This window comes from Streptomyces mexicanus, assembly GCF_902506575.1.
GTDB lineage: Bacteria > Actinomycetota > Actinomycetes > Streptomycetales > Streptomycetaceae > Streptomyces > Streptomyces mexicanus.
This window is the reverse complement of the sequence record NZ_LR732544.1, coordinates 952,380-978,764: the sequence shown is the minus strand read 5'-3', so window position 1 is coordinate 978,764 and position 26,385 is coordinate 952,380. Positions and strand designations below refer to the sequence as shown.

Annotated in this window: 22 protein-coding genes; 8 read left to right on the top strand and 14 right to left on the bottom strand. The window is 74.5% G+C overall.

Features of this window, described 5'->3' with window-relative positions:
* Nucleotides 1–29: 29 nt before the first annotated feature.
* On the top strand, nt 30–1,520 hold the full coding sequence (locus tag GV126_RS04460; protein ID WP_236569874.1) for a GNAT family N-acetyltransferase: 1,491 nt from the start codon (nt 30–32) through the stop codon (nt 1,518–1,520).
* Nucleotides 1,521–1,654: 134 nt separating this feature from the next.
* On the opposite strand, the gene GV126_RS04455 is transcribed toward GV126_RS04460, so the two are convergent.
* Nucleotides 1,655–2,920, bottom strand: coding sequence for a trans-sulfuration enzyme family protein (locus GV126_RS04455; protein ID WP_159662884.1), 1,266 nt, complete (start codon nt 2,918–2,920; stop codon nt 1,655–1,657).
* A 59-nt stretch (nt 2,921–2,979) separates the two neighbouring features.
* On the opposite strand from GV126_RS04455, the gene GV126_RS04450 reads away from it, so the two are divergent.
* Nucleotides 2,980–3,462 (top strand): Lrp/AsnC family transcriptional regulator, encoded by a 483-nt coding sequence (locus tag GV126_RS04450; protein WP_159662882.1) that lies wholly within the window; start codon nt 2,980–2,982, stop codon nt 3,460–3,462.
* Nucleotides 3,463–3,610: 148 nt separating this feature from the next.
* Nucleotides 3,611–5,302, top strand: a complete 1,692-nt coding sequence (locus GV126_RS04445; protein ID WP_159662880.1) for a DUF885 domain-containing protein — start codon at nt 3,611–3,613, stop codon at nt 5,300–5,302.
* A gap of 106 nt (nt 5,303–5,408) precedes the next feature.
* Here GV126_RS04445 and GV126_RS04440 read toward each other — a convergent pair whose 3' ends face one another.
* From GV126_RS04440 to GV126_RS04430, 3 genes are all read right to left on the bottom strand, one after another.
* The gene (locus tag GV126_RS04440; RefSeq protein WP_159662878.1) at nt 5,409–8,402 is read right to left on the bottom strand and encodes an AAA family ATPase; all 2,994 of its coding nucleotides are present in this window, start codon (nt 8,400–8,402) and stop codon (nt 5,409–5,411) included.
* A 334-nt stretch (nt 8,403–8,736) separates the two neighbouring features.
* The gene (locus GV126_RS04435) at nt 8,737–9,900 is read right to left on the bottom strand and encodes an exonuclease SbcCD subunit D (protein WP_159662876.1); all 1,164 of its coding nucleotides are present in this window, start codon (nt 9,898–9,900) and stop codon (nt 8,737–8,739) included.
* Between the two features lie 189 nt (nt 9,901–10,089).
* Entirely contained in the window at nt 10,090–10,716 is a 627-nt protein-coding gene (locus tag GV126_RS04430) for a YigZ family protein (RefSeq protein WP_159662874.1), read from the bottom strand.
* Between the two features lie 299 nt (nt 10,717–11,015).
* On the opposite strand from GV126_RS04430, the gene GV126_RS04425 reads away from it, so the two are divergent.
* From GV126_RS04425 to GV126_RS04415, 3 genes are all read left to right on the top strand, one after another.
* A complete protein-coding gene (locus GV126_RS04425; protein ID WP_159662872.1) occupies nt 11,016–11,426 on the top strand; it encodes a CoA-binding protein in 411 nt (136 codons plus the stop codon).
* A 204-nt stretch (nt 11,427–11,630) separates the two neighbouring features.
* Nucleotides 11,631–13,268: an APC family permease gene (locus tag GV126_RS04420; protein WP_159662870.1), complete on the top strand. Its 1,638-nt coding sequence runs from the start codon at nt 11,631–11,633 to the stop codon at nt 13,266–13,268.
* A gap of 261 nt (nt 13,269–13,529) precedes the next feature.
* A complete protein-coding gene (locus GV126_RS04415) occupies nt 13,530–14,825 on the top strand; it encodes a 4-hydroxybenzoate 3-monooxygenase (protein WP_159662868.1) in 1,296 nt (431 codons plus the stop codon).
* Here the strand turns inward: GV126_RS04415 and GV126_RS04410 are convergent.
* On the bottom strand, nt 14,800–15,168 hold the full coding sequence (locus GV126_RS04410; protein WP_185946821.1) for an ArsR/SmtB family transcription factor: 369 nt from the start codon (nt 15,166–15,168) through the stop codon (nt 14,800–14,802). The genes GV126_RS04415 and GV126_RS04410 overlap by 26 nt on opposite strands.
* Before the next feature lie 251 nt (nt 15,169–15,419).
* Nucleotides 15,420–16,256 carry an alpha/beta fold hydrolase gene (locus GV126_RS04405; protein WP_159662866.1) on the bottom strand — a complete coding sequence of 279 codons (837 nt, stop codon included), beginning with the start codon at nt 16,254–16,256 and terminating at the stop codon, nt 15,420–15,422.
* A 374-nt stretch (nt 16,257–16,630) separates the two neighbouring features.
* Between GV126_RS04405 and GV126_RS04400 the strand changes: the two genes are divergently transcribed.
* Nucleotides 16,631–17,392 (top strand): GntR family transcriptional regulator, encoded by a 762-nt coding sequence (locus GV126_RS04400; RefSeq protein WP_159662864.1) that lies wholly within the window; start codon nt 16,631–16,633, stop codon nt 17,390–17,392.
* Between the two features lie 161 nt (nt 17,393–17,553).
* Here the strand turns inward: GV126_RS04400 and GV126_RS04395 are convergent, their stop codons facing one another.
* A complete protein-coding gene (locus GV126_RS04395; protein ID WP_159662862.1) occupies nt 17,554–18,711 on the bottom strand; it encodes an ROK family protein in 1,158 nt (385 codons plus the stop codon).
* 138 nt (nt 18,712–18,849) lie between these two features.
* On the opposite strand from GV126_RS04395, the gene GV126_RS04390 reads away from it, so the two are divergent.
* Nucleotides 18,850–19,290: a hypothetical protein gene (locus GV126_RS04390; protein WP_159662860.1), complete on the top strand. Its 441-nt coding sequence runs from the start codon at nt 18,850–18,852 to the stop codon at nt 19,288–19,290.
* 30 nt (nt 19,291–19,320) lie between these two features.
* Here the strand turns inward: GV126_RS04390 and mug are convergent, their stop codons facing one another.
* From mug to GV126_RS04355, 7 genes are all read right to left on the bottom strand, one after another.
* Nucleotides 19,321–19,869, bottom strand: coding sequence for a G/U mismatch-specific DNA glycosylase (mug, locus tag GV126_RS04385; RefSeq protein ID WP_159673305.1), 549 nt, complete (start codon nt 19,867–19,869; stop codon nt 19,321–19,323).
* A complete protein-coding gene (purB, locus tag GV126_RS04380; RefSeq protein ID WP_159662858.1) occupies nt 19,866–21,308 on the bottom strand; it encodes an adenylosuccinate lyase in 1,443 nt (480 codons plus the stop codon). Before purB ends, mug begins: the two co-directional genes overlap by 4 nt.
* 76 nt (nt 21,309–21,384) lie before the next feature.
* Entirely contained in the window at nt 21,385–22,251 is an 867-nt protein-coding gene (locus tag GV126_RS04375) for an SGNH/GDSL hydrolase family protein (RefSeq protein WP_159662856.1), read from the bottom strand.
* A gap of 86 nt (nt 22,252–22,337) precedes the next feature.
* Nucleotides 22,338–23,351, bottom strand: coding sequence for a hemolysin family protein (locus GV126_RS04370; RefSeq protein WP_159662854.1), 1,014 nt, complete (start codon nt 23,349–23,351; stop codon nt 22,338–22,340).
* Complete coding sequence (locus GV126_RS04365; protein ID WP_159662852.1) at nt 23,348–24,718, bottom strand: hemolysin family protein; 1,371 nt, start codon at nt 24,716–24,718, stop codon at nt 23,348–23,350. The genes GV126_RS04370 and GV126_RS04365 overlap by 4 nt, the downstream gene beginning before the upstream one ends.
* A gap of 158 nt (nt 24,719–24,876) precedes the next feature.
* Nucleotides 24,877–25,299 (bottom strand): GNAT family N-acetyltransferase, encoded by a 423-nt coding sequence (locus tag GV126_RS04360; RefSeq protein WP_159662850.1) that lies wholly within the window; start codon nt 25,297–25,299, stop codon nt 24,877–24,879.
* A gap of 76 nt (nt 25,300–25,375) precedes the next feature.
* The gene (locus GV126_RS04355; RefSeq protein ID WP_159662848.1) at nt 25,376–26,263 is read right to left on the bottom strand and encodes an LLM class F420-dependent oxidoreductase; all 888 of its coding nucleotides are present in this window, start codon (nt 26,261–26,263) and stop codon (nt 25,376–25,378) included.
* Nucleotides 26,264–26,385 lie beyond the last annotated feature (122 nt).

Below are 26,385 nucleotides of genomic sequence, written 5' to 3'. Positions count from 1 at the left end.
AGGCAACACCGTGCGTCCACAGTGGCAGCATGACGCATGACATGTCTGATGTGACGCGGCGCAAGCACGGCCGCCCGGTCCACCACTGGCGGCGGGACATGGTCGAACTCGCCGCGCTGTTCACGGCCGTCGCGGTCGCCGACGGGGTGGCCAACCTGATCGGGCACGGACCCGACGGCCCGGCCCTGCTGCTGGTCTCGGCCCTGGCCCTGCTCGCCACGGCCGCCTTCCACACCTGGTGGTCACGGCGCCACGGTCACGCGCCGCCCCCGGACGATACCGGTGCCCGGCCGCTCGCCGCCGACCGACGGCAGGCCGGGCCCCGCGCCGTCCCCGCGCCGGTGGAGGAGCAGCGGGAGGACGAACCCGAGGCGAGCGCGCTGTGGCGGATGCGGACAACGGTGAAGGACGAGCCCGGCTCGCTCGCCGCGCTGTGCACGGCGCTGGCCGGGCGGCAGGTCGACATCCTCAGCCTGCAGACGCACCCGCTGGCCGACGGCACGGTGGACGAGTTCCTGCTGCGCGCCCCCGCCCGGACCGAGGCCGCGCAGCTCACCCGGGCGGTCGCCCTGGCCGGCGGCGCCGACACCTGGATCGAGCGGGCCGACGCGCACGACCTGGTGGACGCGCCGACGCGGGTCCTCGGCCTGGCCACCCGCACGGCCCTCGACCCGGCGGAACTCCCCCTCGCGCTGCGTCAGTTGCTCGGCCGGTGCACCATCCGCTCGCTGCCGGCCCGGCCGGCCGGCGGCGCTCCCCGTCCCGGCTCCGGCTCCGGCTCCGGCTCCGGTGTCGAGGAGGTGCCCGCCGAGGGGCTGTTGGAGGGGACGGCCATGCGGCTGAGGGCGCCGGAAGGCGGCGTGATCAGCGTGGAGCGGCCGTATCTGCCCTTCACGCCCACCGAGTTCGCGCGGGCCCGGGCGCTGGTGGACATGGACACCCGGCTCGGCCCGCGCATCCCGCGCAGCCGGGAGGTGCTGACCCTGCCCGAGGGCGCCTCCATCACCGTGCGCCGGGCCGGCACCGGCGACCTCGTCGCGGCCCGGCAGATGCACGAGCGGTGCTCGGCCCGGACCCTCGGCCTGCGCTACCACGGCCCCGTCGGCGACGCCGACCGCTACCTCGACCACCTGCTCAGCCCCCGCTTCGGCCGGACCCTCGCCGCGCAGACGGCCTCGGGGCGGATCGTCGGCCTGGGCCATCTGCTGTGGGACGGCGACGAGACGGAGGTCGCGCTGCTCGTCGAGGACGAGTGGCAGGGCCGCGGCATCGGCTCCGAACTGCTCGGCCGCCTGGTGGCGATGGCCGTCGAGGCGCGCTGCGCGAGCGTGTACGCGGTGACGCAGGCGGCGAACACCGGCATGGTCGCCGCCATGCGCGGGCTCGGGCTGCCGCTGGACTACCAGGTCGAGGAGGGCACCTTGGTCATCACCGCCCGCCTGGACGCGGCTCCGGTGCCGGCGCGGCTGCCGTACGACGGCCGGGCGCAGGAGTACGGCGGCCCGGCCGTGCGCGACTGACGCCGTGCGGCGCCGCGCGTGCACGTCACGCGGAGCACGCCCGGCACGCAGGGCGCCCAGAGCACGCGGAGCACCCACGGCACTCAGGGCACCCAGATCACGCTGGGCGCCCCGATCACGCACGGCGCCCCGGCTCAGCGCATCGCCTCGTGCAGCCCCTTCACCTCCGCGGAACGCGTCACCTGCGCCGAACGCGCCCCGCGCTCCCCGAGGGCCGCGTCCAGGTCGGCCCACAGGTCCTCCACGTCCTCCAGGCCGACCGACAGGCGCAGCAGCCGGTCGCTCACGCCGGCGCCCCGCCGGTCCTCCGCGTCCACGATGCGGTGGCTGATGGAGGCCGGGTGCTGGATGAGCGTGTCGACGCTGCCGAGGCTCACCGCCGGGGTGATCAGCCGGACCCCGCCGATCACGGCGTGCGGGTCGCCGTGCACCTCGAAGGAGACCATCGCGCCGCCGAGGCGCGGGTAGTGCACGCGGGCCACGCGCGGGTCGGCCGTCAGCCGGGCCGCCAGCTCCGCGGCGGTGGCGGAGGCGGCCCGCACCCGCACCGGCAGCGTGGACAGTCCGCGCAGCAGCAGGTAGCCGGCGAGCGGGTGCAGCACGCCGCCGGTGGCGAAGCGCACCTGCCGCAGCCGTCCGGCCGTCTCCTCGTCGCAGGCGACCACCCCGGCCATCACGTCCCCGTGGCCACCCAGATATTTGGTGGCGCTGTGCAGCACCAGCCGGGCTCCGTGTTCGGCCGGGCGCTGCAGCACCGGGGTGGCGAAGGTGTTGTCCACGAGCAGCGGCACGGAGCCGCAGGCGTGGGCGACGGCCCGGAGATCGACCTCGGCCAGTGTCGGGTTGGCCGGGGACTCCACCAGCACCAGCCCGGTGTCCGGGCGCAGCGCGTCGGCGATCCCGGCGGGGTCGGTCCAGGTCACCTCGGTGCCGAGCAGCCCGGCGGTCAGCAGGTGGTCGCTGCAGCCGTACAGCGGGCGCACCGCCACGACGTGCCGCAACCCCACGGCGGACCGGGCGAGGAGGACGGCGCTGAGCGCGGCCATGCCGCTGGCGAACGCCACGGCGGTCTCGGTGCCCTCCAGCCGGGCCAGGGCGGTCTCGAAGCGGGCGACGGTGGGGTTGCCGAGCCGCCCGTAGACCGGCGGGCCGTCGAGTGCGGCACCGTCGGCGGCGAAGGCGTCGATGCGGGCCGCCTCGGCCCGGCTGTCGGCGCAGGGGTAGGTGGTGGACAGGTCGATCGGCGGGGCGTGCAGGCCCTGTCCGACCAGGTCCTCCCGGCCGGCGTGCACGGCCTCGGTGGCCAGTACGCGGGCGGGTGCGGTGGGTGCGTCGGCGTACGCGGACGGGCTCGCTGCGTCGCAGCGCGAGCCGGAGGGCGCGTCGAAGGGCGTGTCCATGACCGTAGGGTGAACAGGGGCCGGGCCGAAGGCGACGACATCCGTGTTACGTTCGGCCCATGGCCGACTCCGTCGTACTGGATCCGGTGGATCTGCATCTGCTGCGGCTGCTGCAGAACGACGCCCGGACGACCTACCGCGATCTGGCCGCGCAGGTCGGTGTCGCCCCGTCGACCTGCCTGGACCGGGTGACCCGGCTGCGCCGCTCGGGCGTCATCCTCGGCCATCAGCTGCGCCTCGATCCGGCCAAGCTGGGCCGGGGCCTGCAGGCGCTGCTGTCGGTGCAGGTCAGGCCGCATCGGCGGGAGTTGGTTCAGCCGTTCGTGGAACGGATCCGGGCGCTGCCGGAGTCGCGGACGGTCTTCCACCTGACCGGGCCCGACGACTACCTGGTGCATGTCGCGGTGGCGGACATGGCGGATCTGCAGCGGCTGGTCCTGGACGAGTTCACGGCGCGCCGCGAGGTGGCCCGGGTGGAGACGCGGCTGATCTTCCAGCAGTGGGACTGCGGACCGCTGCTGCCGCCGGGTGTGCAGACCTGAGGGCCGGCCGGCGCGGCGCGCCGATCGCCGGGTGCGGTGCCGCCGGGCAGCCGCGGACGCGGACGCGGGAGCGCATATCGGACGTCGTGCGGCCCGAGCCCGCTGTTCGGGCTGACGCGGGCCGCGTCCTCGTACGAGGATGGTCCGCATGTCAGAGACCAACAGCCCGCTGCCCCGCCAGGTCGCCGACGCCTACGTCGACGACCTCATCGCTCTCGACCCGATCACCGGCACCTACCTCGGTGTGAAGGAGAGTTCGAGCAAGCTGCCCGACACCTCCCCCGCGGGCCAGGAGGCACTGGCCGAGCTGGCGCGCGCCACCCTGGCCCGGCTGGACGAGGCCGAGCGGCGGCCCGGCGCGGACAGCGACATCGAGCGCCGCTGCGCGCGCCTGCTGCGCGAGCGGCCGACCGCGGAACTCGCCGTGCACGAGGCCGACGAGGGCCTGCGCGCGGTCAGCAACATCCACAGCCCCGTCCACTCGGTGCGCGAGGCCTTCACGATCACCCCCACGGACACCGACGAGGACTGGGCGGCGATCGCCGAGCGGCTGCGCGCCGTGCCGGACGCGCTGCGCGGCTACCGGGAGTCCCTCGCCCTCGGCCTGGAGCGCAAGCTGTACGGCGGTCCGCGGCCGACGGCCACCTTCATCGACCAGCTCACCGAGTGGTCGGACACGAACGGCCAGGGCCGGGGCTGGTTCGAGGACTTCGCCGCCGCCGGTCCCGAGGCGCTGCGCGCGGAGCTGGACGAGGCCGCCCGGACGGCGACCGCGGCCGTGGCCGAACTGCGCGACTGGATGCGGGAGGTGTACGCGCCGACGATCGAGGGTGCGCCGAACACGGTCGGCCGCGAGCGCTACGCCCGCTTCTCCCGTTACTTCAACGGCACCGACCTGGACCTGGACGAGGCGTACGCGTACGGCTGGTCGGAGTTCCACCGCCTGCTCGGCGAGATGAAGAAGGAGGCGGAGAAGGTCCTGCCGGGCGCCGAGACGCCGTGGGCGGCGCTCAAGCACCTGGACGAGCACGGCACGCACATCGAGGGCGTGGACGAGGTGCGCGCCTGGCTGCAGGGCCTGATGGACGAGGCGATCGACGCGCTCGACGGCACCCACTTCGAACTCGCCGAACGGGTACGGCGGGTGGAGTCGTGCATCGCGCCGCCCGGGGGCGCCGCCGCCCCCTACTACACGGCGCCGTCCGCCGACTTCTCCCGTCCGGGCCGCACCTGGCTGCCGACCATGGGGCAGACCCGCTTCCCGGTCTACGACCTGGTCTCCACCTGGTACCACGAGGGCGTCCCCGGCCACCACCTGCAGCTCGCCCAGTGGGCGCACGTGGCGGACGACCTCTCCCGCTACCAGGCCACGGTGGGCATCGTCAGTGCCAACGCCGAGGGCTGGGCGCTGTACGCGGAACGCCTGATGGACGAACTCGGCTTCCTGGCCGACCCCGAGCGGCGCCTCGGCTACCTGGACGCGCAGATGATGCGGGCGGTCCGCGTCATCATCGACATCGGCATGCACCTGGAGCTGGAGATCCCCGCGGACTCGCCGTTCCACCCGGGCGAGCGCTGGACTCCCGAGCTTGCGCAGGAGTTCTTCGGTGCGCACAGCAGCCGCCCGCGGGACTTCGTGGCGAGCGAGCTGATCCGCTACCTGTCGATGCCGGGGCAGGCCATCGGCTACAAGCTGGGCGAGCGGGCCTGGCTGCTGGGCCGGGAGAACGCCCGCAAGCGGCACGGCGACGCCTTCGACGCGAAGGCCTGGCACATGGCGGCCCTGTCCCAGGGGTCGTTGGGCCTGGACGTCCTGGTGGACGAGCTGTCGCAGCTGTGACAGCGGCGTGAGCCGGGGGGACGGCCGGACGGACCCGGTCGTCCCCCCGGGCGAGGAAGCCGTCGTGCGCGGGGGCTCCGCCCGGCTCCCCGCCCCGGTGCGGTACTCAAGCCACTCCGTGCGGGCGCACCGTCGAACCCGAGCGCCCCTTGACGACCTCCAGTTGCGCGTGGACGCGGCGGCGCAGGTCGGCGACGTGGCTGACGATGCCGACGCTGCGGTCGCGTTCGCGCAGGGAGTCGAGGACGTCGAGGACCTCGTCGAGGGTCTGGTCGTCCAGGCTGCCGAAGCCCTCGTCGATGAAGCGGGTGTCCAGCCGCACCCCGCCGGCCTCCTCGGTGACGACGTCGGCGAGGCCGAGGGCGAGAGCGAGGGAGGCGAAGAACGTCTCGCCGCCCGAGAGGGTGGCCGTGTCCCGCTGCCGGCCCGTCCAGGCGTCCACGACGTGCAGGCCGAGGCCGCTGCGGCCGCGTCCGGACCGGTCGTCGGAGTGGACGAGGGTGTAGCGGCCGGAGGACATGCGCTGCAGCCGCACGGTGGCGGCGGCCGCGACCTGTTCCAGGCGGGCGGCCAGGACGTAGGACTCCAGGCGCATCCTGCGCTCGTTCTCGGCGGAGGTGCCGGCGGTCAGGGCGGCGAGGCGGGCCACCCGGTCGTACTCCTGCCGCAGCGGTGCCAGGCGGGCCGCGCCGCGGGCGACGCGGGCCGAGAGCCGGTCCAGTTCGGCGCAGCGGCGGGCTGCGGCGTCCCGCGCGGAGGCGGCCTCGCGCAGCAGGCGGCCGGCGGCGGCCGCGGCGGCCTCGGCGGCGGCGACATCGGCGGGCGGCTGCGCGGCCGCGGCCACGGTGTCTGCCTCGGCGAGCACCGCGCGGACGGCGGCCTCCTCGGTGTGCCAGGCGTCCAGGCGGTGCTGCAGCTCCCGATGGGCGGCGTCGTCGAGGAGGGCCGCGGCGGCGGCCTGCGGGGTGGTGAAACCGGCCCGGAAGGCGGCCTCGGCGAGCCGTCCGTCGGCCTCCTTGAGCCGCTGGGCGCTCTCCTCGGCGGCGCGCGCGGCCTCCGCGGCGTCGGTGAACAGGGCCGCCTGCCGCTCCAGTTGCTCCGCGCGCGCGGCGACGCTCGCGGCGGTGCCCCGGGCCTGGGACAGCTCGGCCTCCAGGGCGGTCTGCTCCCGCTCCAGGCTCTCCCTGCGGGTGAGCCGGGCGGCGGCGCGGACCTCGGCCTGCCGCCGGTCGGCCAGGCGCCGCTCGCGTTCCTGCTCGGCGCGGCGCAGCTGCTCCTGCGCGGCGTGCAGCCCGGAGGCGTCGTGGCGGGCCTGCGTGAGCTGTCGTTCCAGTTCCTCGGCGTCCGCGGCGAGTTGCCCGGTGGCGGTGTCGCCGGCCTCGGCGGTGGCGGCGGCCAGGGCGGCCCGCAGGTCACCGAGGTGGCGCTCGGCGGCGGTGCGCTCCTCGTCGGCGTCCTGGTAGGCGGCCAGGGCGCGGTCCTCGGTCTCGCGGTCGACGTGGCCGGCGACCTTCCGCGCGGGCGCGGGGTGTTCGGTGGCGCCGCAGACCGCGCAGGGCTCGCCGTCGGTGAGGTGGGCGGCCAGCTCGGCGGCGATGCCGTTGAGGCGCTGTTCCTTCAGCTCGAGCCAGTGGTCCTTGGCGCGGACGGCGTGTTCGGCGGCGGCCAGCGCCCGGCGCTGCGCCTCGTCGGTCTCCCCGGTCAGCCGGTCCCGGGTCCGGGCGGCGGCGAGCCGCGCCCGCACGCCCTCGCACCGCACGGCCAGCTGTTCGGCCCGCCCGGCCGCCTCCTGGGCGGTCTCGATACGGCTCTGGAGCGCGGCGCGGGTCGTCTCCCACCCGTCGAGCCAGGCCTCGGCCTCGCGCAGCGCGTCCTCGTCGGCGCGTTCCCGGCGGTCCACGTCGGCGCGTTCGGCGACGAGGTCGGCGAGGCGGCGCTCGGCGCGGCGGGCGGACTCCAGGCCGCCCAGTTCCTCGGCGGCGCGGCGCGCGGCGGCGGCGAGTCCGGCGGCGCCGGCGTCGGCGTCCTCCTGCGGGAGCAGGGCACGGGCGCGTGCCTCGGCCGCGGCGGCCCGCCGGTGTTCGGCGTCGGCGGCCTCGCGCAGCTCCAGTGCCGGGGCCACGGTCTGCGCCTTGCGTCCGCGCTCCATGCGCTCCAGCGCCTCGCGGTGTGCGCCGGCGCGTTCCTCCAGGAGTGCGGCGCGCCGACGGGCCTCGGCGAACCTGCGCTGCAGCCGGTCGCGTTCGCGTGCGTCGGCCAGCGCGCGCTCGGCGGTCTGCTGCGCGGCCTCGGCGGCCGTGAGCCGGCAGTGGGCGATCGCCAGCTGCTCGCGCGCGGTGCTGCGGGCGACCGCGGCGGCGGTCAGGACGGCCTGTGCCAGCCCGGGCTCACCGGGGGCGAGGTCCGGCAGCTCCATGGCGTCCCCGGCCGCCTGCTGCATGCGGTGCGCGTCGGCGAGCAGCGCGGCGTCGCCCTCGCGCACCTGGGCCTCGGTGGCGCGGCGGCGCTCGGCCAGGCGCTTTTCGACCTCGGCGAACCGCTGGGTGTCGAACAGGCGGCCGAGCAGCTTGCCGCGGGCCTCGGCGTCCGCGCGCAGGAAGCGGGCGAAGTCGCCCTGCGGCAACAGCACGACCTGGCAGAACTGCTCCCGGCTCATGCCGAGCAGCTGCGTGATCTCCTCGCCGATCTCCTGGTGGGAACGGCTGAGGTCCTTCCAGGCGCCCGCGCTCGCGTCGTACTCGCGCAGCCAGGTCTGCGCCTTGTCCACGGTGGTGCCGGTGCCGCGGCGCTTGGGACGCTCCCAGGGCGGCTGCCGGGTGATCTCCAGACGGCGGCCTGCGACGGTGAGATCGAGGGTGACCCGGGTACGGGTGCCCGGGTCGGCGTGGTCGCTGCGCAGGGTGATCCCCTGCCCGCTCTGCCGGGCCCCGGGCACCGAGCCGTACAGGGCGTAGCAGACGGCGTCCAGTACGGACGTCTTGCCGGCGCCGGTCGGCCCGTGCAGCAGGAACAGCCCGGCGGCCGACAGCGCGTCGAAGTCGATGCTCTGGGTGCCGCCGAAGGGGCCGAAGGCGGTGATGTCGAGCCGGTGCAGCCTCACGCGGCCTCCCTCTGGTCGTCGCGGAAGGCCCGGGACGAGCCCGCCCCCGGGGAGCGGGAGGTCCGTGGGCGGCGTGCGGATCCGGTGCGGGACAGCCGCGGGCCGGGAGCGGATCCGGTGCCGGACATCCGTGAGCCGGATCCCGTGCGGGACATCCGCGGGCCGGGAGCGGATCCCGTGCGGGACGTCCGCGGGCCGGATCCGGTGCGGGAGGTCCGTGGACCGGGACCGGATCCCCCGGCAGGCTCCCCGGCGCCCGCGTCACCCCGCAGCCGCGCCCCCAGCGGCCGCCCCGTTGCCGCGCGGCCATCGCTCACGGCGCACACCCGCGCCCTCACCGGGCCACCTCCCGTTCCGCGGCGTCCGCGCGGACCGCGTCGAAGGCCGCGCGCAGGATGTCCTGCTCGTGCGGGTCCGGGCCGGCGCCGCGGACGTGCGACACGAAGTCCTCGGCGATCTGCTGGTCGCTGCGGCCGGCGAGCCGGCGGGCGTAGGAGACGTCGGGGTCGTCGGGGGCGCGCTCGGGGGCGAAGAGCAGGCTGAGGATGTGCGGGAAGCGCTCGGCGAGCCGGGCCATGGGCTCGGCGGGGCGGACGGCGTCGGTCAGCGTGGCCTCGACCCAGGCGTCCTCGTGGCGGGCGAGGCCGGGGTCGGCGAGCAGTTCCTGAAGGGTGCCGCGGATTCGGGCCAGCGCGCGCGGGACCGGGCAGTCGATCCGCTCGGCGGTGACGCGGCCGCCGGCGTCCAGGTCGACGAGCCACATGCTCTTGCGGTGCTCGGCCTCCGAGAAGGAGTACGGCAGCGGGGAGCCGGAGTAGCGCACCCGCTCGGTGATGGTCTGGCAGCCGTGCAGGTGTCCCAGCGCGGCGTAGTCGACGCCGTCGAAGACGCCCGCGGGGACGGCGGCCACGCCGCCGACGGTGATGTCCCGTTCGCTGTCGCTGGGCTGCCCGCCGGTGACGAAGGCGTGCGCGAGGACGACGGAGCGGGTGCCGGGCGGGCGGCCGGCGAGGTCGGCGCGGACCCGGTCCATGGCGGCCGCCAGCACCGCCTCGTGACCGGCCCGGTCCACCCCGAACCGGTCCTTGACGAGGGCGGGTTCGAGGTACGGCAACCCGTAGAAGGCGACGTCGCCGAACTCGTCGCGCAGCACCACCGGAGTGTCGCAGCCCGCGGGATCGGTCCGCAGGTGTATGCCGGCGCGGTCGATGAGCCCGGCGCCGACACCGAGCCGGCGGGCCGAGTCGTGGTTGCCGGAGATCATCACGGTGGGCACGCCGAGGTCGGCGAGCCGGTGCAGGGCGTCGTCGAACAGCTCGACGGCGGCCAGCGGGGGCACCGCGCGGTCGTACACGTCTCCCGACACGACCACCGCGTCGACGCCGCGCTCGCGCACGGTCGCCACCAGGTGGGCGATGAACTCGGCCTGCGCGCCGAGCATGCTCACGCGGTGGAACGCCCGGCCCAGATGCCAGTCGGAAGTGTGCAGCAGCCTCATGGTCCTCGAAGACTAACGGCCGGGTCCGACAACGCGGGCCGTCACTCCCGCACCCTGCCGCCACAGGCCCGCACAAACGGGACATTTGACGCCGAAACATCCCACGCCCGGGTGCCGTCGACGCCGAACCGAGCACCCGAGCCGCCCGAGCCGCCCGAGCCGCCCGAGCCGCCCGAAGCGCGATCCCCGTCACACGTCGCCGTACGCCTCGCCGCCCAGTTCGAAGCCCGCGGTGCCGGCGGGGGGGTCCGCCAGCCACGACCGGAAAGCGTCCACGTCGGCGTCCGGCAGGCCGATCTCGATGGTGACCGCCTCGCCGTAGCGCACGTCCCGGACCGCGCGGCCGGTCGCGCGCAGGTCGTTCTGCACCTTGCCGGCCCGCTGGTGGTCCACGGTCACCGTGGCCAGCCGGAAACGCCGGCGCGTGCGGGTGCCGAGCACGTCCAGGGCCTCGCCGACCGCGCCGCCGTAGGCCCGGATGAGACCGCCCGCGCCGAGCTTGACGCCGCCGTAGTAGCGGGTGACGACGGCCACGACGTACCGCATGTCCCGGCGCAGCAGCATCTGCAGCATGGGCACGCCGGCGGTGCCGCCCGGTTCGCCGTCGTCGCTGGCCTTCTGGATGCCGGCGTCGGCGCCGATGACGTAGGCCCAGCAGTTGTGGGTGGCGTCCGCGTGCTCCTTGCGGACCGCGGCGATGAAGTCCTGCGCCTCCTGCTCGGTGGCCGCCGGGGCGAGGGCGCACAGGAAGCGGGAGCGGTTGATCTCGATCTCGTGCACGCCCGCGCGGGCCACTGTGCGGTACTCGTCCTGCATCCGGCCAGCCTATGCCGACCGCACCGGCACCCGGTCACCGCGGACCGGGGCCGCGATCCGGGGCCGCGGTGCGGGGCCGCCGGCCGCACCCACCGGCCCCGGACCGCCGGCCGGCACCGCCTGCCGGGACGAGCCGCGACCACCTGCCGGAACCGGGCCGCGACCACCGGCCAGGACCGGGCCGCGATCCCGCCCGTGCCCATCGGCCGGGAATCGGCCGCCGCCGCCCGCTGTTGGTCCCGACACGCCCCACCGGCGTGGACCGCCACCCGAGGCCGAGCCCCGAGGAGACCAGAGCCGTGACATACGCAGACGACGCGACGATCCGGAAGATCCTGACCGAACTCGGCGACACGTGGGCCGTCGTGGGCCTGTCGAACAACCGCGGCCGCGCCGCCTACGGCGTGGCGCAGGTGCTGCAGCGGTTCGGCAAGCGCGTCGTCCCGGTGCACCCGAAGGCGGAGACCGTCCACGGCGAGCAGGGCTACGCCTCGCTCGCGGACGTCCCCTTCGACGTGGACGTCGTGGACGTCTTCGTCAACAGCGACCTGGCCGGAGCGGTGGCCGACGAGGCGGTCGCCAAGGGCGCGAAGGCGGTGTGGTTCCAGCTCGGGGTCGTCGACGAGGCAGCCTTCGCCCGCACCCGCGCCGCGGGCCTCGACATGGTGATGGACCGCTGCCCGGCGATCGAAATACCCCGACTCAAGTAGGGCGTGTCAACCTCTTCCAAGACCATTCAACTGAATAGTTACATTCGCCCGTCGCCCTTGACCTGCGCAAAAACAAAGCAAAGGAAGACCCTTGGAAAGGGTCAAATATGGGGCGACGGTCTTCTGCCGGGCGGGCCCGCATTCCTACTCTGAGCCGCCATCGAGCGTTGATTCGATGTCCGGAACAGTGAGAGGCCCCTCGACATGGCGAAACTCGACCAGGCAGCATCCGACGTCACACGGGATCCGACAGGTCTGCGGCGGGACGTCGGCCTCATAGGCCTGATGTGGGCCTCGGTCGGTTCGATCATCGGCTCCGGCTGGCTCTACGGGGCGGAGAAGGCCGTCGTCATGGCCGGTCCCGCCGCTATCGTCTCGTGGCTGATCGGCACGGTGGCGATCGTCCTGCTGGCCCTCGTGCACGCGGAACTCGGCGGCATGTTCCCGGTGGCCGGCGGTACGGCCCGCTACCCGCACTACGCCTTCGGCGGCCTGGCCGGCATGTCGTTCGGCTGGTTCTCCTGGCTGCAGGCGGCGACCGTGGCCCCGATCGAGGTCGAGGCCATGATCGGCTACGCCGGTCACTGGCACTTCGCGAAGGGCTTCCAGCACGCCGACGGCACCCTGACGACCAGCGGTTTCCTCGTCGCCGTGGCCCTGATGGCCGTCTTCGTCGTGGTCAACTTCCTCGGGGTGCGGGTGCTGGCCCACACCAACAGCGCGGCCACCTGGTGGAAGATCGCCATTCCGCTGGCCACCATCTTCATCGTCGCCGTCGGCAACTTCCACCCGCACAACTTCACCGCCCACGGCTTCGCCCCCTACGGCGCCAAGGGCGTCCTCGGCGCCATCAGCTCCAGCGGCATCATCTTCGCCCTGCTGGGCTTCGAGCAGGCGATCCAGCTGGCCGGCGAGAGCCGCAACCCGCGGCGCGACCTGCCGCGGGCGACGCTCGGCTCGGTCGCCATCGGCGCGATCATCTACGTCCTGCTGCAGGTGGTCTTCATCGGCGCGCTGCCGCTCGGCTCCTTCGCGCACGGCTGGGCCAAGCTGGACTTCCCCGGCATCAGCGGCCCCTGGGCGGGTGTGGCCACCCTGGTGGGCCTGGGCTGGCTGGGCGTCGTGCTCTACATCGACGCCGTCATCTCCCCCGGCGGCACCGGCCTGATCTACGTCACCGCCACCTCCCGCGTCTCCTACGGCCTGGCGAAGAACGGCTACGCGCCCAAGCTGTTCGAGCGGATCGACCGGCGCGGGGTGCCCTGGTTCGGGCTGGCGATCTCCTTCCTCACCGGCGTGCTCTGCTTCCTGCCCTTCCCCAGCTGGCAGGAGCTGGTCGGCTTCATCACCTCCGCCAGCGTCCTGATGTACGCCGGCGCCCCGCTGGCCTACGGCGTCTTCGCCGACCGGCTGCCGCACCACGACCGCCCCTACCGGCTGCCCGGCGGCAAGGTGATCTCGCCGCTGTCGTTCGTGGTCGCCAACCTCATCATCTACTGGGCCGGCTGGGACACCCTGTGGCGGCTCGGCGTGGCGATCGTCCTCGGCTACCTCATGCTCGGCGGCTACGCCTGGTACGCCACGGGCCGGAACCTGCCCGACGCGCCCCGCATGGACTTCAAGGCCGCGCAGTGGCTGCCCGGTTACCTGATCGGCATGGGCCTGATCTCCTGGCAGGGCGGCTTCGGCGGCCAGGGCCACATCGGCCTGTGGTGGGACATGCTCGTGGTCGCGGCCTTCTCCCTGGCCGTCTACTACTGGGCGAAGGCCACCGCGTCCCGAGCCGAGGAGATCGAACGCAGCATCGAGGAGGTCGTGGTCACCGAGGCCGCGGCGCACTGACCGCCCCGGCCCCGCACCGCGCGCTCGCACGGCCATCCGCACCGCGTCCTCCGGCCGCTCGCCCGGCGTCCTCCGGCCGTTCGCCCGGCGCCTGAGGCCGTCCGTCCCGCCTTCCACCGCGCTCCGTACGGCCGCGCGTCCCGCTCCGTCCGGCCGTCCGTCCTGCTTCCCCCGGCCACCTGTCCCACCTCGTCCGATGTCCCGTCCGACGCCGCCGCACCACCCCGGTCGCGTCTGACGGGACATCGTCATAATGCCCGGGTGACGCACACTTCCCCCCAGCCCGACTCCCCTGCTCCCGAACGCTTTCCGGTCGTCGTCCTCGGCGCCGGCCCCGCGGGACTCACCGTCGCCAACGCCCTGCGCGCCGCCTCGGTCGACTGCCTGGTCCTGGAGACCGAGTCCCGGCAGTTCGTCGAGCAACGGCCCCGCGCCGGCGTCCTGGAGGAGCCGGTCGTACGCGGCCTGGAGCGGCGCGGGCTGGCCGGGAACCTGCTGCGGCGGGCGGGGCGGCACACCGCGTGCGAGTTCCGCTTCGACGGCGCGGCCCACCGCCTGGCCTACGCGGACCTGACCGGCCGTCATCACTTCGTCTATCCGCAGCCGTTGCTGGTGACCGACCTGATACGCGAGTACGCCGACGTCCGGGGCGGCACCCTGCGCTTCGAGGTGCGGGACGTGGCCCTCCACGACACCGACACCGACCACCCGTCGGTGTCCTACGTCTGCCCCGAGACCGGCCGGCGGCGGCTCGTGCACTGCGACTTCGTCGCCGGCTGCGACGGGGCGCGCGGGGTGAGCCGGTCGGTGCTGACGGCACGGCACGCCCGGATCGCGCGGCACGACTACGGCATCGGCTGGCTGGCCCTGCTCGCCGAGACACCGCCGTCCGCCGACTGCGTCCTGTTCGGCGTCCACCCCGGCGGCTTCGCCGGCCAGATGCCGCGCAGCCCGGAGGTGACCCGCTTCTACCTGCAATGCCCGCCCGGCGACGACCCGGAGAACTGGCCGCACGAGCGCGTCTGGTCCGAGCTGCGCCGGCGCCTCGCGGCGGCGGGCACCCCGCCGCTCGCGGAGGGGAAACTGCTGGAGAAGCGGGGGCTCGACATGCACGACTACGTGGTGGAACCGATGGCGGCCGGCCGGCTCTTCCTGGCCGGTGACGCCGCCCACCTCACCGCACCCATCGCGGCCAAGGGCATGAACCTCGCCCTGCACGACGCCTTCCTGCTCGGCGACGCGCTCGTGGCGTACCTGACGGCGGGTGACGACAGCGGCCTGGCGGGCTACTCGGCGGCGTGTCTGCGACGGGTGTGGGACTACCAGGAGTTCTCGCAGTGGCTCTCCGACGTCTACCACGGCGCCTCGTCCGGCGATCCGTACCGCGCGGGGACCACGCTGGCCAGGCTGCGCCGCCTGTTCGCCTCGCCGGCCGCCGCCTCCGCCTTCGTGGAGCAGTACCTCGGCACGGCGGACCACTACGGAGACCCGGCGGGCGTCCGTCCCGCCGGCTCCGGTGGCCGGGCGCGGCTCAGTCGTGCACGGGCCGGCCGCTGAGCCGGTGGTCGGCCACGTTCAGCGCCTCGTCGACCAGGCGGCGCAGATGGCCGTCGCGCAGGGCGTAGACCACGCGGCGGCCCTCCTTGCGGGTGGTCACCAGGCCCGCCAGCCGCAGCCGCGCCAGGTGCTGGCTGACGGCGGGGCGGGCCGCTCCGCACGCCTGCGTGAGCGTGGTGACGTCGGCCTCCCCGCAGGTCAGCGCGTGCAGGAGGGCGAGCCGGGTGCGGTCGCCGAGCAGGGCGAGGAGTTCGGCGGCGAGCGCGAACTGCTCTTCGTGCGGGGTGCCAGGGGTGTGCCCCTGCGCATCCTGCGCAGATGACAGGTGCATGCGTGCGCTCATACGCACATAATGGCGCCGTGGACGCCCGCCGTCCACCACCCGCCGACCGGAAGGGGACCCCCATGAGCGACCCCCGCCAGCAGGAGCACCGCCACGGGCACGAGCACGAGCACGCGGACAAGCACAGCCACGGGCACCGGCACGGCCACGAGCCCGCGGACGGCCACACCCACCACCGCGCGAGGGTCCCGGCCGGGCGGGCGGCGGCGGCCGTCGGCCTGCCCCGGCCGGGACCCTCGCGCGGCGGGCGGTCAGCGGCTGCCGTCGAGGATCACGCGGGCCACCAGCGCCGGGTCGTCGTTCATCGGGACGTGCCCGCAGCCGGCCAGCCGCACCAGTCGCGCGCGGGGCAGCACCCGCTTGGCCCGCACCCCCTGACGCGGGATCAGCAGGCGGTCCTTGCTGCCCCAGGCCACGGTGACCGGGATACCGGTGATGTCGTCCGTGAACCGCACGTCCACACCCGCACGCAGCGTCTCCTCGAACCCCGTGGCCCGCGCCAGGGCCAGGGTCTCGGCGACCACGGCCTCGGGGGCGCGACGGCCGGGGCGCGCGTAGATGGTGCTGGTCAGCACCGTACGGCCGGCTGCGGAGCGCGACAGCTGTTCGACCACCGGCAGCGGCGTCCGCCGGGCGACGGCCCGCCTCGCCTGCAACACCTCGAAGGCGTAGCGGCGCTCGGCCTGCGTCCAGAAACCGGCGGGGGACAGGGCCGTGACGGACCGCACGAGCCGGGCGCGGCCCAGCTCCAGGGCCAGCAGGCCGCCCAGGGAGTTGCCCGCCACGTGGGGCCGTCCGATCTCCAGGGCCTCGCACAGGGCGCCCAGGGCGGCGGTCGTCGTCGGCAGGTCGTGCCGCAGCCCGTCCGGCAGCGCGGGGGAGTCGCCGAAGCCGGGCAGGTCCACGCTGATCACCTCGCGCTCGGCCGCGAGGATGTGCACCACCGGATCCCAGGCCTGCCGGTGGTGACCGATGCCGTGGAGCAGGAGCAGCGGCTCGCCGCTGCCCTCGCGGGCGTAGGAGAGGGTCACGGTCCGCGGGCCGTGCGCGGACGCGGAGGGGACCGGGAAGGAGACGGTGGCCGACATGGGTGCTCCTCGGTTCGGTGAGTCGCTGATCGGTGCGGTCGAACGACGCTGATCGCTGCGGATCGCCGAGCGGTTCGGGTCGCCGAGCGGTTCGAGCGCCGAGCGGTTCGATGGATCGCCGGCGGGCGCCGGGTAGACAGCTTGTCAGCAATTACTACCGACGGGTAGCCCCTCGTGCCCCTCCGGTCGGCACGCCCGCTGTGCGAACAGCGTGTGAACCCCGTGCGGCACCGCGACCGCGACCCCGCGCGGCCCGCGACGATTGGTCTTGACCAAGGCTGGGGGCGGCCCTATGGTCGCAGACAAGTGCAACAACCTTTAATAAACAAGGGCGCCAAAACGCCGCCGGACCACGGCGAACTCCGGAGGACAGGGTGGGGACCACGCAGCTGGAAACGGTGCCGGAGCCGAAGTACTGGCAGCTCAAGACCGTGCTCAGTGAGGCACTGGACTCCGAGTTCGCGGTCGGCGAGATCCTGCCCAACGAACGGGAGCTGGCCGCCCGCTTCGGCGTCGCGCGCGCCACGCTCCGCCAGGCGCTGGAGCAGTTGGAGCTGGAGGGCAGGCTGCAGCGCCGCCGCGGGGTCGGCACGACGGTGGCACCGCCGCGCGTGGGCGTGGCCGTGGGCACCGAGGAGCACGCCTGGCCGGGCGCCCCCTCGGACGCCTGGCAGCCCGTGGACTGCGCCCTGCGGATCCCCCCGGCGGCCGTCGCCGACGCCCTGGGGACCGACCGCGCCGAGCGCGTGCACACCCTCCGCCGCTCCCGGACGAGCCACGGCCAGCCGGTCGCGGCCGAGCTGCTGTACGTCCCGGCGTCCTCGGTGCCCGACCTCACCGCCATCGACGCGCCGTCCGGACCGGCACGCGCGCGTGCCGTGCTGCGCGAGCTGCAGCGCCTGGAACTGCAGGGCCAGGAGCGCGCCGTCGAGCTGGGCTCGGCCCGCGCGGACGACGCCAAGGAACTGGACCGGCTGCCCGGCGCACCCGTCCTCGTCGTCACGACCCGCTTCCTGTCCGCCGGGCGCACCGCGGCGCTGTCCGTGGCCACCTACCGCGCGGACACCTGCCGGCTGACCTTCTCGGACTCCGGCGCCGTGGAGATCCACCACGGTCCGGAACGCCAGGCGTCGTGACGGCAGGGGCCTGAGGGCAGGGGCCCGACGGCGGACCGGCGCCGCCGCACGATGTCACCGGGCCGACGGCGGATGCCGCCCACGGCGGCCCCGGTACGGTGCGCCCGAAGGGGCCGCGCACCCGAGGAATCCGCGAGCCCGCGGACCTCACGCGCCCGCCCTCAGCGGCGGGCCGTCACCGTGCCCTCGACCGCGAACAGCTGCTCCTCCACGTGGTCCAGCGCCAGCCGCAGCGCACCGGTCGCCACGACCGCCTCGCCGAGCAGTGACAGGGTCACCTGGGGCGGGCGCAGGCAGTAGCGGGCCAGTTCGCGCCGCAGCGGTTCCAGAACGCCGTCCAGGCCGGCCGCCCAGCCGCCGATGACCACGAGTTCCGGATCCAGGGCGAGGACCAGCGCGGCCACGTCGTGGACGAGCCGCTGGATGAAGCGGTCCATCGCGGCCAGGGCCCGCTGGTCGCCCTCGCGGGCCAGCGCGAACCCCTCGGCCACGGCCTGCTCGTCCAGCGGGTGCAGCGGCTGGTCCGTGGTCGACAGCAGCGTCTCGGGGGTCTCGCCCCGGCCCAGCAGATGCAGGGCGCCGATCCCCCCGGCGGCCCCGCCGAACCCGCGGTGCAGCCGGCCGCCGATCAGCGAACCGGCGCCCGGGCTCAGCCCGGCCAGGACGAACACCACGTCGTCGGACTCGGTCGCGGCGCCCTTCCAGTGCTCGGCGACCGCGGCGGTGTTGGCGTCGTTCTCGACGAGGACCGGGCACCGGAAGGAACGGCTCAGCCGCTCGCCCAGCCGCAGGCCCGTCCACCCGGGCAGTGCGGTGCCCAGCCGCACGGTGCCGTCCGCCTCGACGATCCCGGGCGTGCCGACGCCGACGGCGCGCAGGGAGCTGCGCGGTACCCCGGCCCGCCGCAGCAGCTCGGCGACCGCGCTGCGCAGCCGTTCCAGCCGCTCGTCCGCCGGGGCGGTGTCGGCGACCTCCTTGGCCTGCGCGCCGAGCACCCGGCCGTCCAGGTCGGACAGCAGCGCGGCGCCCCGGTGGGCGCCGATCTCCAGGCCGGGCAGATGCCCGGCCTCCGCGCGGAAGCGGAACCCCCGCGCGGGCCGCCCCTGCCGGCGGGCCGCGCCTTCCTCGGCCGCCGCCTCGACGACGAGCCCGGCTCCGATCAGGTCCTCGACGACGCCCTCGACCGTGGGCCGGGACAGGCCGGTCACCCGGGTGATCTCCGTGAGCGTCGCGCAGTCCGTGGCACGCAGCGCGTGCAGCACCACCGCGGAATTGATCCTTCGCAGCAGCGAGGGATCCCCGCCGGTCAGCCGCCCCACCGTCCGTCCTCCCAGCTCGTGCGCGTGTGGGGCGGATCGTACTCGGCGGGCGCCGGGGCGGCGAGCGCCGGTCCGCCGGTCGTGGCCCCCCGCCTGACGCCCCGCCAATTGTCAGTGGCGGCCGGTTTACTGGAGCGCATGGACATCGCGCAGGCTCTCGCCGTGATCGACCGGCTGTGCTCCGGGCCGCTGCCCGCCGAGCACGCCCGGACGGACGCCGGCACGGCCGGACCCGGTTACGTGATAGCCGAGTTGCAGACGAGCGAGGACTTCCGGGAGGACGGCGCGCGGTGGGAGGAGGTGTACGAGCAGTACGAGTGCGACCGGGAGGCGCTCGCACAGCGGCTGACCGAGCGCTGGGGCCCGCCGCAGGTGTTCAGCCTGTACAGCGTCCTGGAGCGGTCCCTGGAGGGGGAGGACCTGCCCGAGCCGTGGGCCTCGCTCAGCGGGCACGTCACGGACGTCACGCTGTGGAGACCCGAGGACATGGGCCGGTGGATATCGCTGGGCGTCTCCCAGTGGGACAGGGAGCTGCCGTTCCAACTCCTCGCCGTGGTCACCGACCTGGCCCCGCCGTGACGGGCCGCCGCGAGGGGGCGCACGACGGCGTCAGGAGGTCTCCGCCACCGCCCGCAGCCGGGCGAACTCCTGCGCCATCGTCTCCGCCGTCCAGTGCGCGTTCAGCCCGCTGGGGTTGGGCAGCACCCATACGCGCGTGTCGCCGATGGTCCGCCGCTGTTCCCCCACCTGGGCCTTGGGCTCCCCGAAGGCCGCCCGGTAGGCGGTGACGCCGACCACGGCCAGCCACCGGGGCCGCAGCCGCGCCACCTTCAGCGCCAGCAGCCGTCCGCCCTCGCGGTACTCCTCGGGCGTCAGCTCGTCCGCCCGTGCCGTGGGGCGGGCCACGACGTTGGTGATGCCGAGCCCGTACGACGGCAACTCCCCCTGCTCGGAGGGTTTCAGCAGCCTCGGAGTGAACCCCGACCGGTGCAGCACCGGCCAGAACCGGTTGCCGGGCCGGGCGAAGTGGTGGCCCGTCGCCGCCGTCATCAGACCGGGGTTGATGCCGCAGAACAGCACCCGCAGGCCGTCCGCGACGACGTCCGGTACGACACGGTCACGGGCGGCCTGCAGTTCCTCGGGGGTGAAGCGGGTCAGAGGATCGCCCCCGGGACGTAGCCGGCGGCCTCGGGGTGCTGCTTGACGATCTCCTCGATGCGGCCGACCACCGCGCCGACCTGGCCGGCCGCCGCGCCGGTGAAGGACAGCTTGTCGGCCATGAGCGCCTGGAGCTGCGCCCGGTCCAGGGGCAGGCGCTCGTCGGCGGCGAGCTTGTCGAGCAGGTCGTTGCGCTCGGCGCCCTGCTCGCGCATGGCCAGCGCGGTGGCGACGGCGTTCTCCTTGATCGCCTCGTGGGCGACCTCGCGGCCGACGCCGGCCCGCACCGCGCCCATGAGGACCTTGGTGGTCGCCAGGAAGGGGAGGTAGCGGTCCAGCTCCCGGGCGATGACCGCCGGGAAGGCGCCGAACTCGTCGAGGACCGTCAGGAACGTCTCCAGCAGGCCGTCCAGCGCGAAGAACGCGTCCGGCAGCGCGACGCGGCGCACCACCGAGCAGGACACGTCGCCCTCGTTCCACTGGTCGCCCGCCAGCTCGCCGGTCATCGACGCGTAGCCGCGCAGGATCACCATCAGGCCGTTGACGCGCTCGCAGGAGCGGGTGTTCATCTTGTGCGGCATCGCCGAGGAGCCGACCTGGCCGGGCTTGAAGCCCTCGGTGACCAGCTCGTGCCCGGCCATCAGCCGGATCGTCTTCGCCAGCGAGGAGGGCGCCGCGGCCAGCTGCACCAGCGCGGTGACGACCTCGTAGTCCAGGGAGCGCGGGTAGACCTGGCCGACGGAGGTGAAGGCCCGGGAGAAGCCGAGGTGCTCGGCGATCCGGCCCTCCAGCTCGGCCAGCTTCGCCGCGTCCCCGCCGAGCAGGTCCAGCATGTCCTGGGCGGTGCCGACCGGGCCCTTGATGCCCCGCAGCGGGTAGCGGCCGAGCAGCTCCTCGACGCGGCCGTAGGCGACCAGCAGCTCGTCGGCGGCCGTGGAGAAACGCTTGCCCAGCGTCGTGGCCTGCGCGGCGACGTTGTGCGAGCGGCCGGCCATGACCAGCTCCGCGTACTCGCCGGCGAGCTTGCCCAGGCGGGCCAGCACGGCCACCGTGCGGTCGCGCATCAGCTCCAGCGAGAGCCGGATCTGCAGCTGCTCGACGTTCTCCGTCAGGTCGCGGGAGGTCATGCCCTTGTGGACGTGCTCGTGCCCGGCGAGGGCGTTGAACTCCTCGATCCGCGCCTTCACATCGTGGCGCGTGACCTTCTCGCGCTCGGCGATGGAGGCCAGGTCGACCTGGTCCAGTACACGCTCGTAGTCGGCGATCGCCTCGTCGGGCACCTCGATCCCGAGGTCCTTCTGGGCGCGCAGCACGGCGAGCCAGAGCTGCCGCTCCAGCCTCACCTTCTGCTCGGGCGACCAGAGCGTGGCGAGCTGGACGGAGGCGTAGCGTCCGGCGAGGACGTTCGGAATGCGGGGCTTGGCGGGCGCAGAAGTCACGTGTACGGATTCTACTGGCGATTCGTGCAGGCCAGCGCCACGGGGGTGTTCGTCGGAAGCTACGAGTGCGGGGCCCTTACGGCAGCTCCGCGTCGGCCGTGGCCGCCGGGCGGGCCGAGTGCGCCGGCCGGTCCGGGGCCGGTGGTCGAGCCGGGTCCGCGTAGGGCAGCAACTCGGGCCGCTTGGGCGGGCGGCCGTCGCCGGAGGAGCGGCCGGTCAGCCGCCGGCCTATCCAGGGCAGCAGGTGCTCGCGGGCGAAGCGGACGTCCGCGATCCGGCGGGTGAGCCAGCCCGGCGGCACCGTCGGCGGCATCGGCGTGCGCCACTCGGGGTCCTCCGCCTCGTAGCCGAGCGTCTGCCACACCGCCTCGGCGACCCGGCGGTGGCCCTCGGCGGTCAGGTGCAGCCGGTCCACGTCCCACAGGCGCGGGTCGGCCAGCGCGGGGGCGCCGTACAGGTCGACGACCAGGGCCCCGTGCGTTTCGGCGAGGTCGTCGACGCAGGCGTACAGCTCTTCCATGCGCGGCCGGAACCGCTCCAGGACGGGCCCCTGGCGGCCGGGGCTGCGCATCAGCACCAGCTGTCCGCAGGCCGGCGCCAGCCGCTCCACCGCCTCCGTCAGCAGGCCCCGCACCCGGCCCATGTCGCACTTGGGCCGCAGTACGTCGTTGAGCCCGCCCACCAGCGTCACCACGTCGGCCCCCATGGCCGCCGCCACGCCGACCTGCTCGTCGACGATCTGCGCGATGAGCTTGCCGCGCACGGCGAGGTTGGCGTACCGGAAGCCGGGGGTGCGGGCGGCCATCCGGGCCGCCAGGAGGTCGGCCCAGCCCCGGTAGGAGCCGTCCGGCAGCAGGTCCGACATGCCTTCGGTGAAGGAGTCGCCCACGGCCACCAGGCTGGTGTGCGCGGGAGGTGCGGGGTGTGCGGGAAGCGTCTGCATGGCGGGAGCGATGGTATCCCGGCGCCCTGAGCGCATACCAAGCGGTCGGTCCGGCCGGCCCGGACGGGGCGTCCGGGCCGGTCACGTCACGCGGGCTGTCCGAACAGCTGCCGCAGCACGTCCTCCATCGTCACCAGGCCGGCCAGGCGCCCGTCCGTGCCCAGCACGGCCGCGAGGTGGGTGCGGCTGCCCCGCATGGCGGTGAGCACGTCGTCCAAAGGAGTGCTCTCCCGGACCCGGGCGATGGGGCGCATGTCCCGCAGCCGGAACGGCTCGGTGTGCGGGGAGGCGTCGAGCGCGTCCTTGACGTGCAGGTAGCCGATGATCCGCCGCCCCTCGTCGACCACGGGGAAGCGGGAGAACCCGGACTCGGCGGACAGCTTCTCCAGCTGCTCCGGGGTGACGCCCAGGCGGGCGTAGACGACCCGCTCCAGCGGCAGCACCACGTCCCGCACGGGCCGGCTGCCCAGCTCCAGCGCGTCGTGCAGCCGCTCCTGCGCCCGGTCGTCGATGAGGCCGGCCTGACTGGCGTCCTTGACGATCTCCGCCAGCTCGGTGTCCGTGAAGGTCGCCGATACCTCGTCCTTCGCCTCCACCCGCAACAGCTTCAGCAGCCCGTTCGCGAACGCGTTCACCGTGAAGATCACCGGGCGCAGCGCCCGGGACAGCGCGACCAGCGGCGGGCCCAGCAGCAGGGCGCTGCGCACGGGCTCGGCGAGCGCGACGTTCTTCGGCACCATCTCCCCGAGCAGCATGTGCAGGTACGTCGCCAGGGTCAGCGCGATCACGAAGGACACCGCGTGGCCCGCGCCCGAGGGCACGCCGAGGGCGTGGAAGGCCGGCTCCAGCAGGTGCGCGATCGCCGGTTCGGCGACCACGCCGAGGACCAGGGTGCACAGGGTGATGCCCAGCTGTGCGGCCGCCAGCAGCGCCGAGACGTGCTGCAGACCCCACAGCACGATCTTCGCGCGCCGGTCGCCCGCTTCGGCGTACGGCTCGACCTGGCTGCGGCGCACCGAGATCAGCGCGAACTCGGCGCCGACGAAGAAGGCGTTGACGACCAGGCTCGCCAGACCGATCAGGATCTGTACGGCGGTCACCGGCCGGCCCCCTTCCTGCCGCCGACCTGCTCCTCATGCGGTGCGGCGGCCTCGCTGTCGTCGTCGAGCGGCGCGTGCAGCAGTACGCGGGCGGCTCGGTGTCCGGCCGCGTCCACCACGTCCAGCCGCCAGCCGGCGACCTGCAGCACGTCACCGGCCACGGGTATCCGGCCCAGCCGGGTGGCGACGAGACCGGCGAGCGTCTCGTACGGGCCCTCCGGCACCCGCAGGCCCACGCGGGCCAGCTGGTCGATGCGCGCGGAGCCGTCGGCCGAGTACAGCGCGTGGCCCTGGGCGTCGGCCCCGGCCGGGGCGAGGTCGGGCGTCTCGTGCGGGTCGTGCTCGTCGCGGACCTCGCCGACGACCTCCTCGACGATGTCCTCCAGGGTCGCCACCCCGGCCGTGCCGCCGTACTCGTCGATGACGACCGCCATGGTGCGTCTGCCGCCCAGCCGGTCCAGCAGCCGGTCGACGGTCAGCGACTCGGGCACGAACAGCGGCTCGCGCATGATCTCCGAGACGCGCAGGCGGGTGCGGCGCCCGGCCGGTATCGCCAGCACGTCCTTGATGTGGGCGGTGCCCACCACGGAGTCCAGGCTGCCGCGGTAGACGGGGAAGCGGGACAGGCCGGTCGCCCGGGTCGCGTTCGCCACGTCCTCGCAGGTCGCCTGCGCGTCCAGGGCGACGACCTGGACACGCGGGGTCATCACGTTCTCCGCGGTCAGGTCGGCGAGGTTCAGGGTCCGCACGAACAGCTCGGCGGTGTCCGGCTCCAGGGCGCCCTCCCGGGCGGAGTGCCGGGCCAGCGCGGCCAGCTCCTGCGGGCCGCGCGCGGAGGCCAACTCCTCGGCGGGCTCGATCCCCAGGCGGCGCACCACGCGGTTGGCGGTGTTGTTCAGGTGGGTGATGAACGGCCGGAAGGCGGCGCTGAACCAGCGCTGCGCCGAGCCCACCCGGCGGGCCATCACCAGCGGCGAGGAGATCGCCCAGTTCTTGGGCACCAGCTCGCCGACGACCATCAGGAACACCGTGGACAGCGCCGTGCCCAGCACCAGCGCCACCGACGTCGCCGTGGAGCGGGAGATGCCGAGCCCCTGCAGCGGTCCGGCGATCAGCTTGGCGATCGACGGCTCGGCGAGCATGCCGACCACCAGGTTGGTGACGGTGATCCCGAGCTGGGCGCCGGACAGCTGGAAGGTGAGGTTCCGTACGGCCTTCAGGGCGCCGGCCGCGCCGCGCTCACCGCGCTCGGCCGCCCGCTCCAGGGCGCCGCGCTCGACGGTGGTCAACGAGAACTCGGCCGCGACGAACGCGCCGCAGGCCAGGGACAGCGCCACCGCCGCGAGCAGCAGGAGCACTTCGGTCATCGGGTCACCCCCGTCCCATCGTCGGACAGGCCCGGGGGAAGTGCACGGTGGCGCGTACTGGGAGGCTCGCCCATGGGCGGACGCTCACAACCTTTCATGCAGGATCGAGTGCTCCACCCATGGTAAAGGATGGGCAAAGAAGCTCGGGAACCCCGTGGTCACACGAGCGGCTTCACCCACCGGCGCCACTGCTCCTCGGGCGCGTAGCCCGCCGCGCGCCAGGCGTGGTGCGCGCGCTCGTTGTCGGTGAGCACCATGGCGTCCGCGCGGCGTCCGCCGAGGCGCGCGAACCGCTCCTCGGCGGCGGCCAGCAGCGCCGAGCCGATGCCCTGCCGCCGCCGGTCCGGGCGCACCGCCAGCCGGTACAGATGACACCGCCAGCCGTCGAAGCCCGCGATCACCGTGCCGACCAGGTCGCCGGCGTCCTCGGCCAGCAGCAGTGCCTGCGGGTCACGGGCCACCAGCCGCTCCACGCCGTCGCGGTCGTCACTGATGCTCGTGCCCTCGGCGGCCGCCTTCCAGAAGGCCAGCACGGCATCGAGGTCGTCGGCGGTCGCCGCGCGTATCCGAAGATCCTTCATATGAGGATCCAACATCACGCACACCGGACGCCGGAAGCGGGAATTCCACGATCCGGACACCCGAGGCGTCCGACGCCTACGCGCCGCGCAGCCCGGCCATGACCTCGGCGAACGCCTCCATGGACGGCTCCAGGACGGTCAGGTACGAGAACCCGAACCGCTCGCGCAGCGCCCGCACCCGCGCGACGAGCTGTTCCCGCGTGCCCACCAGCACCGCCGGCAGCGCCGACGCCTGCTCCAGGGTCAGGCCCGGCACGTGCTCCAGAAGGGGCTCCAGCACGGCCGCGGGATCGTCGGTGACCGCCACGATCTGCAGCAGCAGGTTCAGCTCCGCCGGCTCGGCGCGGTCCGCGGCGAGCTCGCGGTACAGCGCCACCCGCTCGTCCAGCTCCTCGGCGCCGAGCGGCACCAGGCCGGTGGCGCTGCCCGGCACGGACCGCGCGGCCGTGAACGCCGCGATGTCCGCGTGGCGCGCGGTCAGCCGCAGCATCCGGTCGCCGTTGGCCCCGATCAGCAACGGGACCCGAGGGCGCTGTACGGCCTGCGGCCGGTGCTCCGGCGAGCCGAGCAGCCGGTCCAGTTCCTCCACGGTGCGCCGCAGGTGATCGACGCGCTCGCCCGGGGAACCCCAGGGCAGCCCGGCCTGCTCGTGTTCCTGCTGGACGTACCCGGTGCCGAGTCCCAGTTCCAGCCGGCCGCCGGTCAGCGCGTCGGCCGTCGCCACCTCCCGGGCGAGCAGCGCGGGATTCCAGAAGCCCGCGTTGAGCACGAACGTGCCCACCCGGGGCCTGCTCGTCGCCTCCGCGGCGGCCACCAGCGCCGGGAACGGCGCGACGGAGCCGAGGTGGTCGGGGGCGAGGAGCACGTCGTAGCCGAGTTCCTCGGCCCTGCGGCACTTGGCGCGCCACTCGGCGGCCGGCGCCGGCTCGACCAGGTTGACCCCGAAGCGGAACGGACGCGGCATGAACTCTCCCCCTGTGCAGCCGAGTTGGGCGTCTGCCGCGATTGCATCACTCATGCGCGATCGCCGCCAGCACATTCATCCGGGAGGCGCGCAACGCCGGCAGCACGGCCGCCACCACCCCC

What these genes read in the sequence shown, in the direction of transcription:
- GV126_RS04460 (WP_236569874.1), top strand. Translation starts at nt 30, where the DNA reads ATGACGCATGACATGTCTGATGTGACGCGGCGCAAGCACGGCCGCCCG.
- GV126_RS04455 (WP_159662884.1), bottom strand. Translation starts at nt 2,920, where the DNA reads ATGGACACGCCCTTCGACGCGCCCTCCGGCTCGCGCTGCGACGCAGCG.
- GV126_RS04450 (WP_159662882.1), top strand. Translation starts at nt 2,980, where the DNA reads ATGGCCGACTCCGTCGTACTGGATCCGGTGGATCTGCATCTGCTGCGG.
- GV126_RS04445 (WP_159662880.1), top strand. Translation starts at nt 3,611, where the DNA reads ATGTCAGAGACCAACAGCCCGCTGCCCCGCCAGGTCGCCGACGCCTAC.
- GV126_RS04435 (WP_159662876.1), bottom strand. Translation starts at nt 9,900, where the DNA reads ATGAGGCTGCTGCACACTTCCGACTGGCATCTGGGCCGGGCGTTCCAC.
- GV126_RS04430 (WP_159662874.1), bottom strand. Translation starts at nt 10,716, where the DNA reads ATGCAGGACGAGTACCGCACAGTGGCCCGCGCGGGCGTGCACGAGATC.
- GV126_RS04420 (WP_159662870.1), top strand. Translation starts at nt 11,631, where the DNA reads ATGGCGAAACTCGACCAGGCAGCATCCGACGTCACACGGGATCCGACA.
- GV126_RS04410 (WP_185946821.1), bottom strand. Translation starts at nt 15,168, where the DNA reads ATGAGCGCACGCATGCACCTGTCATCTGCGCAGGATGCGCAGGGGCAC.
- GV126_RS04405 (WP_159662866.1), bottom strand. Translation starts at nt 16,256, where the DNA reads ATGTCGGCCACCGTCTCCTTCCCGGTCCCCTCCGCGTCCGCGCACGGC.
- GV126_RS04390 (WP_159662860.1), top strand. Translation starts at nt 18,850, where the DNA reads ATGGACATCGCGCAGGCTCTCGCCGTGATCGACCGGCTGTGCTCCGGG.
- GV126_RS04375 (WP_159662856.1), bottom strand. Translation starts at nt 22,251, where the DNA reads ATGCAGACGCTTCCCGCACACCCCGCACCTCCCGCGCACACCAGCCTG.
- GV126_RS04365 (WP_159662852.1), bottom strand. Translation starts at nt 24,718, where the DNA reads ATGACCGAAGTGCTCCTGCTGCTCGCGGCGGTGGCGCTGTCCCTGGCC.
- GV126_RS04360 (WP_159662850.1), bottom strand. Translation starts at nt 25,299, where the DNA reads ATGAAGGATCTTCGGATACGCGCGGCGACCGCCGACGACCTCGATGCC.
- GV126_RS04355 (WP_159662848.1), bottom strand. Translation starts at nt 26,263, where the DNA reads ATGCCGCGTCCGTTCCGCTTCGGGGTCAACCTGGTCGAGCCGGCGCCG.